General features: G+C 47.6%; 9 protein-coding genes. 6 read left to right on the top strand and 3 right to left on the bottom strand.

What is annotated here, in order from left to right; translation table 11 throughout:
• Nucleotides 1-242 precede the first annotated feature (242 nt).
• On the bottom strand, nt 243-6,626 hold the full coding sequence (locus NYE45_RS15605) for a GDSL-type esterase/lipase family protein (RefSeq protein ID WP_340013037.1): 6,384 nt from the start codon (nt 6,624-6,626) through the stop codon (nt 243-245).
• Between the two features lie 206 nt (nt 6,627-6,832).
• Between NYE45_RS15605 and NYE45_RS15600 the strand changes: the two genes are divergently transcribed.
• Nucleotides 6,833-7,705, top strand: coding sequence for an AraC family transcriptional regulator (locus NYE45_RS15600; RefSeq protein WP_340013036.1), 873 nt, complete (start codon nt 6,833-6,835; stop codon nt 7,703-7,705).
• Nucleotides 7,706-7,833: 128 nt separating this feature from the next.
• Here NYE45_RS15600 and NYE45_RS15595 read toward each other — a convergent pair whose 3' ends face one another.
• On the bottom strand, nt 7,834-8,571 hold the full coding sequence (locus tag NYE45_RS15595; protein ID WP_340013035.1) for an SDR family NAD(P)-dependent oxidoreductase: 738 nt from the start codon (nt 8,569-8,571) through the stop codon (nt 7,834-7,836).
• A gap of 176 nt (nt 8,572-8,747) precedes the next feature.
• Between NYE45_RS15595 and NYE45_RS15590 the strand changes: the two genes are divergently transcribed.
• The gene (locus NYE45_RS15590) at nt 8,748-9,362 is read left to right on the top strand and encodes a TetR/AcrR family transcriptional regulator (protein ID WP_340013034.1); all 615 of its coding nucleotides are present in this window, start codon (nt 8,748-8,750) and stop codon (nt 9,360-9,362) included.
• A gap of 23 nt (nt 9,363-9,385) precedes the next feature.
• Here the strand turns inward: NYE45_RS15590 and NYE45_RS15585 are convergent, their stop codons facing one another.
• The gene (locus tag NYE45_RS15585) at nt 9,386-11,455 is read right to left on the bottom strand and encodes a helix-turn-helix domain-containing protein (protein ID WP_340013033.1); all 2,070 of its coding nucleotides are present in this window, start codon (nt 11,453-11,455) and stop codon (nt 9,386-9,388) included.
• 146 nt (nt 11,456-11,601) lie between these two features.
• On the opposite strand from NYE45_RS15585, the gene NYE45_RS15580 reads away from it, so the two are divergent.
• The 4 genes from NYE45_RS15580 (at nt 11,602) to sdaAA (ending at nt 15,977) form a co-directional block, all read left to right on the top strand.
• Entirely contained in the window at nt 11,602-12,846 is a 1,245-nt protein-coding gene (locus tag NYE45_RS15580) for an MFS transporter (protein ID WP_340013032.1), read from the top strand.
• Between the two features lie 94 nt (nt 12,847-12,940).
• Nucleotides 12,941-14,383: a M20 family metallopeptidase gene (locus NYE45_RS15575; protein WP_340013030.1), complete on the top strand. Its 1,443-nt coding sequence runs from the start codon at nt 12,941-12,943 to the stop codon at nt 14,381-14,383.
• Between the two features lie 4 nt (nt 14,384-14,387).
• Entirely contained in the window at nt 14,388-15,056 is a 669-nt protein-coding gene (gene sdaAB, locus NYE45_RS15570) for an L-serine ammonia-lyase, iron-sulfur-dependent subunit beta (RefSeq protein WP_340013029.1), read from the top strand.
• Nucleotides 15,057-15,101: 45 nt separating this feature from the next.
• A complete protein-coding gene (sdaAA, locus tag NYE45_RS15565) occupies nt 15,102-15,977 on the top strand; it encodes an L-serine ammonia-lyase, iron-sulfur-dependent, subunit alpha (protein ID WP_340013028.1) in 876 nt (291 codons plus the stop codon).
• Nucleotides 15,978-16,087 lie beyond the last annotated feature (110 nt).

Raw genomic sequence — 16,087 nt, 5'->3', positions numbered from 1 at the left:
TATGGAAGCTTGCTGTGAATATACATACAGCTATGCCGGTTATCGTTTTCTCCATAGGCCTCGACCAAGTCCAATTTCCTTTCATCATTATAGATTGATATTCAAATAAGTCAAACGCTTTCATGCTGAGTGCATATAAAAAAGGCTACTCCTCAAAATGATGAGGAATAGCACTTTTTATAGGCTTACCTTACGTCAATTCCAATCACTTGTTGTTAAGGGAATGCCTCAAACATTTCAGCCTACTCTCTTACAGTCACATTTAATTTGTGTGATCTGGTTTCCCCTGAAGAATTACGAAGTACAGCTTCATACTCGTAGATTCCAGGTGCCTTTCCAGAGATTGCAGTAACCGCAGACTGTGCACCAGGAGAGTGAGATTGCAGCGATTGAGTGTCAATCAAAACACCATTTTCGTAAAGTTCGTATTCGGTTGCATTTGTTCCCCACCACAGATTCATGGTGACATTAAAGTTGCCGTCACCGTCCCAGTTGTCGTTCGACAGAACGGCTTGCCCCGGGGAAGCATCCGTGACGATGACTGTCAGCGGAACGCTCATGGTTTTACCCAGTGCATTGATCAATTCTCCAGTATAGACATAGGTACCATTTTTCTTTCCAGTAATATCAACTTGAACAGATTGGGCGGACGGGGATTGATCGACCAGAGAAATTTCCTTAATCAATTCTCCATTCTCATACAGTTTGAACTGATTGCCGTTATTTCCCCACCATAGATTCATCGTGATTGTGTAGTCGCCGTCTTTGAGACCCGTGTCGTAACCATTGTTATCAGATAACACCGGAGTGCCAGGCGCCCCGTTCGCTAGTGGCGTTCCCTGATGGAGCCATTCCTGCCACTTAAGCAGCACATCTGCCTGCTCATCCGAGAATACGGTTCCTCGAGCTGCTTGAACGTCATTACCGTAGGATGCAAGAAGTTGACGCGCTTTTGCTCCTTCACGATCGTTTGCTGCCTGTTTGGCCTGTTGTAACGTGTTCGCAAGCTGATCAGCAAGAGCGCCGGCATTAGGATCGATCGATTCATCTGCAAAGGCGTTGGTCAGATTGATCAGGCTGTCGAATGTTGCAATAACCGCAAAACTATATTCTACCGTCTGTTCCCACCCAGCCAAATCGGAGACGATTGCCGTAACGTGGTTTAGGCCGGGCTCCAGTGTATATGCCGGAGTGTCCAGGAGCACACCCTCCGGTTCTGCCACACCAGAACCCGTATCGGAGGCTGTATAGCCAATTTCCACGTGCTGATCAATGGTGTACTCGGTTTGACCATGAATTTCAATGGTTGGAGGTACGAGATCAATGGATATGGACAAAGACTGTTCACTCTCTTTGTTACCGTCAACATCAACGCTCCAGTAGGTGATGGTATGTGTTCCTTCTTCAGTTAGGGTCAACTGTGTGCCACTCACCGTTTCGCCACCATTAATTTGATAATAGGTCCCTTCGATCTCGGAATCTTCATCAGTTGCTGCAAAGGTTACTTGTACTGGAGAAGTATACCAGTCGTTCTTCGATTCTCCTTCCACAGTTGCCGTGGTATGCGGGGCTTCCTGCTCCGGAGATTCCCCTTCCAGCGTAACAAAGTCAGATAAAGGTATATTCAATTCCTTCACAAGACGTGCCACGAGTTCAGACACCTTGATTGCACCGTTCATTTGCAAATGTGTATTATCTTCGGTTGTACCTACCCACATGAATATCGATTTGGTTCCTTCTGTGCCAAGCTCCTGGAAATGCTCCCAACTGGCTTGGTTCAGATCAATGATGAGCGTGTCTGTTTCCTGTGCTGTTTCTTTCATCGCCTTTACGTATTCCGGGAAGCTCTTGTTCAGCACCTCTCCGGTAAAATCACGACGATTCACTGGCGTGACCAGAACTGGAATTGCCCCTCTCTGCAGAGCACCGTTAATGTATTCTTTCAGATATACCTTAAATTGCTCTGGTGTCAGATAACGCTCTGGACGTGAAGGTGTGGAATCGTTATGAGACCACTGCATGAACAGATAATCGCCTTCATGAATGTCGAGTAAAATATCGTTGAGATATCCGCCGACCAGGAAGGTCTTGCTGCTCAAACCTCCAACTGCCCGGTTATCAATACTGATTTCATTTGGATCAAAAAATCCACCTAACGTTTCTCCCCAGCCCGCTTGCGGACGATAGTTCTCCGCGTAATTGGCCACAGTGGAATCGCTGGCCAAATAAATAACAGGTTTATCGCTTGCACTGTGATCTGGCAGTCGCTCCAGCTTCAGCGCATTGATCTTCGGTGCATTTCCGGTGAAGTTGAAGTTAAATACCCCATCAATTAGGGCAATGTCATACGTGATTTCTTTGAATTCGCCCTTGGCAATGCTTGTAAGCGGCAGCTTTGTCATCTGCTCTACAACGACATTCGCGCTGGTTGATTCCTCCGCATCCCCGATGGTCATCGTTACTCTGTAATTGGCCGGTTCCATCTCTGCCAGGAAAGAGGTACCGTTTACCCGTGTGAAATCTTCCTTGAGCGAATCTCCAGTTTCCCGGTTCTCATCTTTGGTCAGCGCAGTATCGGAAAATCCGTACCCGTTACCTTCGATGTACGCTCTTTTGGCATCTACTTTGATGTATCCGTCGGCTGCGTCGCCAGAACCAAAGTCAAATTTGTATTCACTTAACTCTTCGCCCGGTTCACTTGTTAATGAATCCTTCGCGACAGTTAACATGTTAAACACATGGTCAACTTGAGCTTGGGTAGCTTCCGTATTGAAAATGGCTTCTGCAGCTGCCAAAGCCCGGTTCACCACAGCCTTCGATGCATCTGTATAATCCGATAGATCAATTGCTTTGATCTCATCGTACAGAGCGATCAATGCAGTCTGATCGCCACCCTCCGAAGAGAGCTGCGTGCCTTCAATTCGCACGTTGTCGATCTGGGTAGTCCAGTTCAACGTGCCTCCACCGCCTTTTCTTGTTCCCAGGAACCGCATGGATCTGACGTTGTCCGCATATGCGGCTGAACTCAGTGAGATATCTGCAATCGTTTGGGTAACTGTCGGATCCGCTAGGTTCGTTAATGTCAGATCCAATGTTTTCTCGGCAAAATTAACGGTAGCATCCACATTGACCCACTGGTTCTTGGAAATATCTGTAGCCGTTCCCCCTTCAGGTATGGCCGTATCCCCTGTGCCGTAGTCCGGATTATATGCACCGACAAAATAATGAATTTTGGTGCTTCCGGTTTTCGTAAACAGTGTGAAAAGGGCATTTTCGTTCGAATCCTGGACCGTGAGATGACCTTCTGATGGATAGGCACTCACATTACCGGATTGCCAGTCAAAGTTCACGTTCACCTGATCGCCGTTTACGGCATCGAACAGACGGAACACCTTGGCCCGATTGCCCGATCCGGAACCCGCGACGGACAGTACCTTATTTCCGGACTGGTCAACAACGGTTCCTGTCATGGTTCCTGCAATACCCGTGGCATTGACCATTGCATACTGGTAGTTAGCAGCATCGCCTTCAAAATCCTCCTCATAGAGTTGGATTTCCGGCTCTGGTTCTGGCTCGGAAAGATCCGGGTCGATAACCAGTGATGAAATGCTTAGCTCCATGTCTTTGACCGCACCGGCAACAAGTCCGGCAATTTTCTGGGCACCATAACTGCTGAAATGCGTATTATCGTTGATCCCATTCGGGTATTTTGGATATTCACCCGGATTAGCATAAAGGAATACTTTTTCCGTAGCTGTATTACCAATTTTGTCATAGTACGCAATACTTAACTTGCTCAGATCAATCAGCGGCACGTCAAGCTCCTCCGCCACTTCTTTGGCAGCCTGCACGTATGCCGGGAAGCTGACGTTGAATTCTTGAGTCACCGTGTTGAAATCTCGGCGTCCAACCGGAGTGAGCAATACAGGTGTAGCGCCGCGCTGTTTGGCACCGTTTACATAACGAGCTAAGTAGGTCTTATAATCCTCAGGGGATGCATACCGGTCCGGTATCCCTGCACTGGCATCGTTATGACCAAAGGAAATGAAGAAGAAGTCCCCCGGCTTAATTCGTTGCAGGATCGTATCCAAACGACCGTCTACCATAAAGGATTTACTGCTACGACCGCCGATCGCATCGTTCACGACGACTGCCCCATTGGAGAAATAACGTCCGAACTGCTGGCCCCATCCTTCTTGAGGAGCCTGCGCTTCACTATAAGATTGCATGGTTGAATCACCAGCCATATAGATCGTTGTTGCCGCACCAGCCGCTTTCTCTGGATATTTCTCGATGATGACGTCTTGGATGTCTATGGCTGTACCGGTGAAGAGAAGATCGAGCTGTCCATCCACCAATGCAACATCATAGGAATACTCCAGCGGTGTTCCCACTGTCACATTCGTTACAGCGAGCTTCTGAACGAATTCGGATTTGACCCCGACGTTCGAGTCATGCGCATCATTGCCCAATCGTAACGTTACCTTATAGTTGGCATTGGGCAGATCAACAGCAAATGTCGTGCCTGTCGCGACCGAAACCTCATTTACTCCTACGGTAACACCGCTTGTATCCTTGAAGCCGTATCCCGTCTCTTGTGTATATAATGTGTCTTGTATAGCCGTATTTCCTGAAGCTGTCTCTGTACCGAAATCAAAGCGGTAAACCGGCTCCGGCATTTCTGCTTCGCGAGTCAGCGCCAGATTGGCTTTAGGGAATGCTGTAGCTTCCGCTCCAAGATAAAAGCCGGTATGAGGCGGCTGGTTGTAGGCTACATTTTGCCAAGCTACGCCAAGTCGATACACAGGGTCCTGCATCAGCGTAGGGATGCGATAGTCTGTAGGAATGGTCGTCGTATAGAGACGATACTCTGAACTATCTTCGCTCCGCAGCAAAAGTTCCTCACGCCAGTCCCCCAGAATATCCGCCTGAAGCGCCGGATTTCCTTTGGTATGGTTGTTCGTTAATGTACCGGTTGCTCGGAAGATTTCATCCAGCTTTTTGTTCTCGTAATCCCACTTATAAATGAGTGGAATTCCTTTCGCGGTACTGTTATCCCACTCATGGTCAAACAGCTCCCGCTGAAGATCTCCATCCCACCAGATCGCAAAGTTTGCGGTTTTTGGTCCTTCTTCCGCAGTGTAGATAGCCTCTCCAGCTGCTGAGTAGGTATTGGTTACAGGAACACTTTGCCCGTTGGTAATGGTTGTGGCCCATGATTCGTATCCTGGATAGTTCGGATCAATGTCCGCTGACATGCCACGACCCGTGTCAAAACCTGTTTTCTCACCCCAAAGAATTTCACCTGTTGCCGCATCGCGCATCTCCAGTCCGTATGCCGCATCCGAATGCTCATGCACGCTTACGACCTGGTAGCCCTCCCGGTTCGGATCGAGCTGACCGGCGTGCATGGCGTCGCCGTGGCCGAGTCCGGTGCTGTAAAGCAAGCTGCCATCATCGTCTATCGCCAAGGCGCCAAACATAATTTCGTCCTTGCCGTCATTATCGGCATCCAGCACACTTAAATTATGGTTGCCCTGTGATTGATATTGTGATCCTGCTTCGTTCGTGTCGAACGTCCAGCGTTTGACGAGTTCCCCGCCAACATAATCATAAGCAACAAGTACTGTACGGGTATAATATCCCCGGCTCATCACGACACTTGGCTTCGTGCCATCCAGATAAGCAATTGCGCCAAGGAACCGGTCTACACGGTTACCGTAGCCGTCACCCCAATCGCTGACGTTGCCTCTTGGTGGATCGTAGTCCACGGTGGATACGGCCGCTCCGGTCTCACCATCAAACAGGGTGAGATATTCCGGCCCTGACAGTATGTATCCGCCCTCGTTGCGATAATCCTTCGTCCCGTCACCAATGACCGTACCTTGGCCGTCCTTCGTGCCGTCCGCCGTCTTCACAACCACCTCGGCCTTTCCGTTGCCATCGAGATCATACACCATTAACTGTGTATAATGCGCTCCGGCGCGGATGTTGACTCCCAGGTCAATCCTCCACAGCTTGGTGCCGTCCAGTTTGATGGCATCGATATACACATTGCCGGTATAACCTGCCTGCGAGTTGTCCTTGGAATTGCTCGGACTCCACAGGAAGACGATTTCATATTCGCCATCGCCGTCCAAGTCAGCTACGGAAGCGTCACCTGCGTAATACGTATAGGTTCCACCGTCTTTGGTCCGTCCGTCGGCTGGTTTATCCAGCGGAATAGGCAGATAATCGTTGTGCCAGACCGATGCAACCTCCGGCTGCATTTGCTCCTTGCCCGCAATAACGGTGGAGATCTGATATTGTGAGCTGTCGAAACCAGTGGTGTCTACATAGTTCGTCACATCGCTTATAGGCGAAGCGTTCACTTTGGTTCCATTTTTATATATATTGAAAGCGATATCATCCGGATCATTGTTCAGATACCTCCAGCTTAAAAAAACGCCGTTGTCTACAAGAACCGCAACCAGACCTCGGTTAAGATATTCTCCTTGGCGACCGGGCAGGCTGCTTGATGACTCTGCACGCGCTGGCGCCGGGGGGATGACCAGTGAAATGACCATAAGGAGCGCTAATAAAGATACAAATATCGATTTCTGGATGGAACCATTTCTTCGGTTCATTGGATTAAGTCCTCCTTATCTAAAAATAATTTTTTAGAATCATCAGTTCGATCTGCCCTGCTTGTTGTCAATTGAACACAAATTACAGTCACCTCCTTCATATGTTACCGCTTACATTTATCTTACAGGTCTAAAAAAAGACAGACAATCTAAAAAATGTGACGTATTATATAATATAATTGACTTTTTTAGGAAGGGGATGAAAGATGGTTCATACGGTCTCTTATGCTTTTCGTAATGACGATACATCAATCATGACACTGGACTCTATTGGATGGCAGATCGTCTCAAGCGAGGAATATCGTTGTCCAAGTGACAATAGACCGGATCCGGGGCACGTTGTTTTTCAATACACGCTTAATGGACAAGGTTATCTTGATATTGACAATCAAACGCTCCCTTTACCTAAGGGACATGCATTACTTGTTAAAATCGCAGGAGAACACTGCTATTACTATAAGCAAGAGAATAACGAACCATGGGAATTTATTTGGATCAACATTCGTGGGGATGAAGCCAACCGAATTTGGGATATGATTCATGATAATGAGGGGCGTGTCATTCTACGAAACGCGGATTCCCCCTTGATTCAAGAGTTATGGCAGATCATCCATTTGATTCATCAAGATAAAGTTACGGACAAGTATCGCTTGTCCATGCAAGTCTATCGTTGGTTGCTTATTTTGGTGCAGACAAGTCGGGATGCGGAGAGGGATATCGGTGCCCTTTCCATAACAACAATCGAGAAATGTAAAAAGTTCATCCGAGAGAATTATGCATCCCCATTGACGCTGGATCTGCTCGCCAGCCATTGTGATATCAATAAACACTACTTGTGCAGGTTATTTCAGAAATCCGAGAAAACTTCACCCTTAGCTTATCTCAAAGACAGACGGATTGAAGTTGCAATCCGACTACTCCGCACGACCGAACTTCCAATTTCCCAAATTGGCCAACAATGCGGCTTTGAGAGTCCAAGCTATTTCGGCAAAGTGTTTCGTCAATATATGTCCATGTCTCCCAAAGAATATCGCATGAATAAGTTAGAGTTTCCTTATGAAGCCATCTATTATGAATAGCTAAACTCGTTGTTTGCTAGTTTTCTTTGGCATGGAAGATGCACTTTTCCGATAAAATAAAAAAAGCCGCTATAATAATAGCGACTTTTAATGGGACTATGTTCTTGTACTTCGAACAACTGCTGCTCTTATTGAGCGGTGTATCCTCCGTCTACGATCAGACTATTTCCTGTCATATATGAAGAATCGTCACTAGCTAGGAACAGAACGGCTTTCGCCATTTCATCTGCTTGACCCAGACGTTTCATTGGTGTTGCCGCAGACAGTGCTTGCTTACTCTCTTCCGGGATAATCGGTGTGTCGATGAAGCCTGGGCAAAGGGAGTTCACCCGAATATTTTGCTCAGCATACTCGAGCGCGAGCGAACGAGTCAGGTTCACTACTCCGCCTTTAGCTGCATTGTAGGCTGCAGAGCCAGGCGAACCAACCCATCCGTACATGGAAGCTGTGTTGACGATTGTACCTCCGCCAATTTTGAGCATTTCGCGAATCGATTCACGAGCGACCAAGAATACGCCGTCCAGATCAACATTGACCGTATTGCGCCATTCTGCATAGTCAAGCTCATGTGTCGGATGAACACGTCCGATTCCTGCATTGTTGAATACGATATCCACTTGACCGAATGCTGCTACAGTTTGTTTAAAAATCTCAGAAACCTCTTCTTCACTCGTTATGTTTGCTTTAATAAAGAGAGCCTCTGCTTTAAGCGCTTTCAGTTCCTGCTCGAACGCCTTGCCTTTTTCTTCATTCAGATCCACCAAGACCACTTTAGCTCCTTCGGAAACGAATAAGCGAGCTGTCGCTGCACCAATCCCGGATGCTCCTCCTGTGATGACTGCAACTTTATCTTGAAGTTTGCCCATGAATAAATCCCCCAGTATAATATTTTGAATAGCGCCTATATAAATAGTGCTATATGATGTTTACAAAACTAATTCTATGCTTAAAATTGTAACAATCCAATCATTAAGATATGACCAAGTGTCTACCTCGTAGACACTTTATAAAACTATGTCTATATTTATAGGAGTTTTTTTGAATGAATGATGAACTTACTGTGACAGCTCAACATCGTAATCGAACCAAAGAGCACCTGAAAATTGCTCTAATTCAGCTCATTAAGAAAAAAGGATTCCATGGTGTTTCTGTCAAAGACATCGTGGATCAGGCGGGCTATAATCGCAGCACATTTTATTTACACTACCAGGATAAATACATTCTCGCCGAAGAGTTGTTGACTATGACACTCGAAGGATTGAGGGGCGCGGTGGGTAAACCCTATTGGCACGGTCAAAAGGTCTTGACCAACAAGCTGGATGCTGAATCTTTTCAAATCGTGGATTACATCTATGAGCATCGTGACTTCTTTGAACTGATTCAATACGATGATACGTTACCCGGTCTACATACAGGTTTTCCACAAACGATACTCAAAATCTATGAGGAGCAGTTTGTCTTCGAGACAATCAACAACTCCCCAGTTAACATGGATTATTTCAAGTACTATACCGCTTACGGTTTTTTTGGACTGTTGAACAATTGGATATTAAGCGGATATCGTGAGTCACGCGAGTCATTTATCAAAAACGTGATCGAACTCACCAAAACGCATATTCACTCTTTCCATTATGTGGGTAACACGTTTGATTCATGAGCTTGAGTTAGTTGATTTGAAAATCACGGTGAACGATATGTCTGCCTTAGATAGCAGGCCAGTTGCAGATGGAGCAGATGCTCCTGATTACTCAGGGACATGCCCAGTATCTCTTCGATTTTATGAATACGCTGATACAAAGTATTGATATGAATGTGAAGCCCTGCTGCAGCTTGAACTGCAGAACCTCCACACGCCATATACGTCATGAGGGTTTCCTCTAGTCCGCTGGTCTGCCCTTTGGCAGGCCGAAGCGGCTCAAATATCTCTGCCATAAACGCATTCAGATCCTCAGCCGGTTGCCGGATAAACAAACGGTTAATACCAATATCCGTATATCGGATCGTCCCCTGTTCTCCTCTTGTCTTCTGGTATGCAAGCGCCTTGTCCGCTTCCTGGTATCCGGTATTAATGGCATCGACTCCAGAGCGCACGGAACTTAATCCCCCCAGCAACTTCACGTGATTACGATGTTCCCACTCCGGCAGCAATGCGCTGAATTGTTGTTCCAGTTTGCCGGGCTTGTACGATTCCACCAGCACAAGTAATACTGTAATTCGTCTTTCATTGCCAAACGCAATGGGCAGCGCGCCTGCTGGCATTTTCTCTCTTAGATACGTTACCAATTGAACAGACAACGCGCTAAGCGTAGCAGGATTGACCCACTCCGCAAACTCCAACAGTCCCACCACGATGGAGGTTGAAGGAACAATTCCAATCTCCCCGGACTTCTGCCAGTAATCCTCCGAATCCTGACTGAGCCTCAGATCGTTGAAAAATTGCTGTGTTTTTTTGAAATAAAATTCGGCTAAGGACTGCTTGCGCATCAATTCCAGGGCCAAAATAGAGCTTCCCTGCTCCAGCGCAATCAACTGTAATGGTTCGAGCAGTGTGTTCATCTGGATAATGAGATAACCAAGGCACTGATTGGCTGAGGCAATCGGATATAGATATTGATATAACCGGTCGGCCTCTCCCTCGATACACGTCAGATAATCCGGATGGTGCAAAGATTCGTACAATCTGCGCAGACTTTCCGTATTCCAGCCATTCAAGACTTTGCTGCGTTTCGGAATCCATTCGTTGTCGATAAAATCCACAAAGGTCATCGGTACGCCAATAACACGTGTCAGTTCGTTAACGATAGATACCGCGCCCTTATTTTGCAGCGAAAGCCGCATGAGCGAGGAGTGAATCTCATCCCGCTTGATAAGTGTCGCGTTCTGTTTGCTCAGATTCTCGTACAGTTTGGCATTCGTAATTGCAATCGAAACCTGATCGGCAAAACTTTGCAGTAGCCTAACATCCGACTCCGTGAATAGCGGGACCCGCCCTTTTTGATAAACGATTAACACACAATCCGATTGGCCTTCCACCTTGATAGGCACCGAAATGATTGAACCTATATTTTGGAAATTGTACGCCGAATTTAGATGATATTTGTTGTCCAATGTCATATTGCCAAAGTCGTCTTCTACTGTAGATAAACCGTTGTAAAGCTTTGGTGTACCTCGCTTAAAGGTGTTCCCGATGATCCCTTCACCTGGTTTCAGCTTCATTCTCAGCATGCCTTCGCCCATCTCCCCTGCTCGTGCCTTAACCGTTAATGCATCGATGGCAGGGTCATACCTCCACAAAACACCTATGCACTCATAAGGGATAACCGAAAGTGCGCTTACCAAAATCCGTCCAAGCAACTCGTTCAAATCCAGAAGTTGAGTCACATCCCTAATGCTGTTCATGATTTCATTCAAGGCCCGTTCATTCTTGTTTGCCACAGCTTCCGTATAGTATGGGTAAAGCAAAGACGACAGTGTAACTAAATCTTCCGTAGAAAACTCCCTGTTTTTAAACACGCGGATAGCCACACATACATTGTTATTGTATGGAAGGAAAACTAACATAACATTTTCTGATTCCCGTTCTACTTTGGGGTGTTGCAGTGGAAGATGTTCTGCAAACCAAGGCGGTGTACTTTCTCTTTTGCCTAGCGTTTCAATTAGTACCCAATCCGCCCAGTTACTGCTGATCCATACCTCATAATCGCAATTCCCCAAGCGTTCCTGCATGATTTTATGTAAGATTCCATTCAACGCAGTCGCCCCCTGTCAATGTAGGTTTTCACATCATGAATAAGATAATTATACAGAGATATACATTGTCTTGAAACCCCTACATACTGTAACTTTAAAGCAACACAGAAATTTAGTTAACATTCGATGAGAAAGAAGGTAACGCGATGTCTAAAATCATGCACAGTAAACACTTCAAGTACATTGTTCTCACGCTCTTGTTTCTCGGCTGGTGTCTTGGCAACCTGGATCGCTTCGTCATCAACTATGCCATTGTAGGCATTACTCAGGATCTGGGTCTAGGTGCTTCCGCCCAAGGAATCATCCTCAGTAGCTTTTTTCTCGGATATGCCATTATGCAAATTCCAGGCGGAGCACTCGCCGACCGTTTCGGTTATCGGAAAGTTATTCTCGTTTCCTTGTTCTCGTGGTCCGTATTCACTATTCTGACTGGTTCAGCCTGGTCGTTGTTCTCTCTTATCTTTGTTCGTTTCCTATTTGGGATCGGAGAAGGCAGCTTCTTCCCTTCCGGTTCCAAGGCCATCGCCACGAACTTTCCCATTAATCAGCGCAGTGGAGCCATGTCCATTATGCTGTCATCCGCAGCCATTATGGGGGTTGTCACTCCGATTCTAACCGGACATGCCCTTGTGACTATTGGCTGGCGCAACCTTTTCTATATCATTGGTGCGGTGGGCATCCTTATCACAGCCATGATGTTCTTTTTATTAAAAGAACCCGCCAAGCCTGCACTTGCGACCTCCGGCTCGGGCCAACAACCTAAAACGTCGCTTAAAACCGTCCTGAAGACGCCCATGATCTGGAATTTGTTCATCAGCTACTTCAGCATTTATGCAGTGAACTGGGGACTTCAATCCTGGATGCCGACGTACATGGTCAATGTCAGAGGACTGGATATGACTCAAATGGGAATGCTCGCCGCCATTCCGGCTTTAGTCAGCATTTTCACCATGATTCTCAGTGGCTATGTGCTTGACCGTATCCCCGCTGGCAAAGATCGAATTATCGCTTCTGTGTTCGCTGTACTTGTTGCCCTGTTCCTGTATCTGATGGGCTCAGCGGGCAGCATCACCACATTCATTACGTACATGACGATCGTTACGGCAATGGCCGGATTTATCTCGACACTGATCATTTCGAAGTCCCTTAAAACGATGCCCGAATCTGTCGTCGCGACAGCCAATGGATTTATTAACACAGGTGCTCAGCTTGCAGGTTTTCTGACTCCGATGCTAATCGGTTTCTTGGTTGAAGCCTCCGGAGGATCATATGCCACTGCCTTCATCATGCTGATCGCTTTCGCTCTGGTCTGCTCCATTACCCTGATGTTCTCCCGCCGTTCCAATTCGGATCAGGATAACACAACTGAGATGCAAGCAAAAGCAGTCTAAACAGCAAGGTTTACCGCCACATGTTACTTCGACATTTAGTTCATGTTCTATACAACAATACAACCATTTTAAAGAATAAGAGGTGCGGATAATTATGACTACAACTGTAGATTTGACCCAATATATCTCGGAAGCCATTGAAGGAAAACGTGATTTGTTCACCAATGCCAGTGACCAAATCTGGGGATTTGCAGAGACCCGTTTCGATGAATTCCAATCTGCTGAGCTACTCATGGAGATGCTGGAATCCGAAGGCTTCACGATTGAGAAAGGTGTGGCAGGATTGGAAACCGGGTTTATCGCTTCCTATGGTTCGGGGCTGCCCGTCATTGCTCTATTGGGCGAATACGATGCCTTGGCTGATCTCAGCCAGGAAGCCGGAATCAGCACATATCATCCTGTTCAGCCGCGTGGAAACGGTCATGGATGCGGGCATAATCTGCTCGGCATTGGTGCATTGGCTGCTGCCGTAGCGGTCAAAGACTATCTTCAGGAACATCCGGAAACCTTAGGAACGGTGCGCTTTTATGGATGCCCTGCCGAGGAAAGTGGATATGGTAAAACATATCTGGCTCGTGAAGGTTATTTTAAAGATGTAGATGCTGCTCTCTCCTGGCATCCTCATTCCTTGAATGCCGTTATGCACGGAAGTTCCAATGCTGTCATTCACGGTACATTTACCTTCAAAGGTATCAGTGCTCACGCAGCGGCTGCTCCTCATCTGGGGCGCAGTGCTCTCGATGCGGTTGAGCTGATGAATATCGGTTCGAACTATATGCGGGAACACATGATTGATCAGGCCAGAATTCATTATGCGATAACGAACTCAGGCGGCTTGGCTCCCAATGTAGTGCAAGCGGAAGCTGAGGTCACTTATCTCGTTCGAGCTCCCAAGAGTGCACAGGTACGTAGTCTGTTCGAACGTCTGGTGAAAGTGGCCGAAGGCGCCGCCCTGATGACCGAAACCACAATGGACTTTAGATATGAAGGCGCCTGCGCCAACCTGATTCCGAATAGTACGCTTGAGAAAGTAATGCATCATCATCTCGTTGCTTTCGGCGCACCTGAGTATGAAGAGCAAGAATACAATTATGCCAAAGCGATCTATGATACGCTGCCGGTTCAGAATAAACAAGAAGCTGGGTTGTTAGTCGGCCCTGAGCTTGCACCTCTATTGGCTGAACGCCCACTGCCTAACTTCATCGCTCCGTATTCGGATGAGCGGGAAACGTTCATGGGCGGTTCAACCGATGTAGCAGATGTCAGCTGGAATGTGCCGACGGCACAGTGCATCACGTCAACGATGGCCTTTGGTACGCCACTTCACGCATGGCAGACCGTTGCTCAGGGCAAGAGCAGTTTTGCTCACAAAGGCATGCTACTCGCAGCCAAAGCGATGGCGGCTACGGCCATTGAATCCATTTTACATCCGAAGATCGTCAAGGAAGCGCAACAGGAATTGTTGGACAGACTTGGCGGGGAAGCCTACGACTGTCTCGTTCCGGCAGATGTGCAACCTCCGAAGCGGGGAGAATAAGACAGTGAGATTCAAAGACGTATTTTCCATTATCGGTCCAGCCATGGTTGGACCTTCAAGCTCCCATACCGCTGGAGCAGCACGGATTGGACGTACAGCCAGACATCTGTTCGGGGAGTGTCCCTCGCATGCGGAGATCCTCATGTTTGGTTCTTTTGCCGCAACGTACAAAGGACATGGAACCGACACCGCCATTGTGGGTGGTCTGCTGGACATGGACACGGATGACCCTGGATTGCCTGATGCATTTGCCCATGCAGACACTGCCGGTATGGAAACCATTATCCGTCCAGGGACAGGTCTGTACCCTCATCCGAACACGGCCGAGATTGTATTAACCAACGCTGCGGGAAATCGCACATTGAATATGGTAGGCACGTCGATCGGCGGGGGAAATATCGAAATCGTTCGGATCAACGGCTACAACCTGAAGCTGACAGCCCTCTATCCTACTCTCATCATTCGTCACAGCGATGAACCTGGCGTTATTGCTATCGTTACTCGGATGCTCGTGGATAATCACATTAATATTGGACACATGTCTGTGGATCGAAAGAACCGGCGCGGCGAAGCCATGATGGTACTGGAATGTGATGGCAAGATGGATCCTGTCGTGGTCCGTCAGATTGAGATGCTTCGGGAAGTCCATGATGTCACTCTACTCTGTTTATAGCTTAAATATCTGACTTCAGCTTTCTCAAAAAAAGGAGTTTCGCCAATGAATTTCCGAACGTTAAAACAACTTGCCGAACTGGCGGAGACTCGTAACCTTACCCTCGGCCAGCTCATGTTGGAAGAGCAATGTCATGAGTCGGGCGAAGACAAGGAAGTGGTCTTCAGCCAAATGCATGAGTATTACGGAATTATGAAAAGTGCGGTGCATCAAGGTCTGCATACCGATACAACTTCCAAAAGCGGCTTGACTGGTGGGGATGCCCGTAAACTGATGGCTTACCGTGCAGATGGGCAATCCTTGCTAGGCGACCATGCCAGTCTGTCGATGAGTTACGCACTCGCGGTGTCCGAGGTCAACGCCTCGATGGGCCGAATTATTGCTACGCCGACGGCGGGTTCCTGCGGTATCATCCCTGGGGTATTTATTAGCAGCCAGGAACGATTTGGGTGGACTGATGAACAAATGGTTTACGGCCTGTTCGCGTCTGGAGCCATTGGTTACGTCATCGCCAACAATTCGTTCATCTCTGGTGCGGAAGGCGGTTGTCAGGCGGAAGTGGGTTCTGCCATCGGGATGGCAGCCGGGGCGTTGGTGGATATCCGGGGCGGGTCCCCTTCTCAGTCTATCCACGCCGTTGGGCTTGCTCTGAAAAACACCCTCGGCCTGATCTGTGATCCGGTTGCTGGCTTGGTAGAGATACCTTGCATCGTGCGCAATGGCTTTGGCGCAATTACCGCTCTCGGAGCCGCCGATATGGCTCTTGCCGGCGTACGCAGTGTCATCCCTTCGGATGAGGTGGTACAGGTCATGCTGGAGGTCGGATCAGCCATGCCTGAATCGCTACGCGAAACAGCAGCTGGCGGCCTCGCCCAGACCCCGACAGGACGCAAAATTACAAGACATTTACAGCACAAATAAAGAACAGGCATGTCATTTATACGAGAGGAATAAAATCCTCAAGATAAATGCATGCCTAATTAAAAATTAATTTAAATACAAGCCTAAGCGGTAAGTAATTGGACTTTTTT

The organism is Paenibacillus sp. FSL K6-1318 (genome assembly GCF_037976905.1).
GTDB classification, from domain to species: Bacteria; Bacillota; Bacilli; order Paenibacillales; family Paenibacillaceae; genus Paenibacillus; species Paenibacillus amylolyticus_A.
This window is presented reverse-complemented; position numbering and strand designations above follow the sequence as displayed.

Bases quoted from the DNA above. Each gene is read 5' to 3' on its own strand.
- NYE45_RS15595 (WP_340013035.1), bottom strand. From the start codon at position 8,571: ATGGGCAAACTTCAAGATAAAGTTGCAGTCATCACAGGAGGAGCATCC.
- NYE45_RS15590 (WP_340013034.1), top strand. From the start codon at position 8,748: ATGAATGATGAACTTACTGTGACAGCTCAACATCGTAATCGAACCAAA.
- NYE45_RS15580 (WP_340013032.1), top strand. From the start codon at position 11,602: ATGTCTAAAATCATGCACAGTAAACACTTCAAGTACATTGTTCTCACG.
- sdaAA (WP_340013028.1), top strand. From the start codon at position 15,102: ATGAATTTCCGAACGTTAAAACAACTTGCCGAACTGGCGGAGACTCGT.
- NYE45_RS15575 (WP_340013030.1), top strand. From the start codon at position 12,941: ATGACTACAACTGTAGATTTGACCCAATATATCTCGGAAGCCATTGAA.
- NYE45_RS15600 (WP_340013036.1), top strand. From the start codon at position 6,833: ATGGTTCATACGGTCTCTTATGCTTTTCGTAATGACGATACATCAATC.
- NYE45_RS15605 (WP_340013037.1), bottom strand. From the start codon at position 6,626: ATGAACCGAAGAAATGGTTCCATCCAGAAATCGATATTTGTATCTTTA.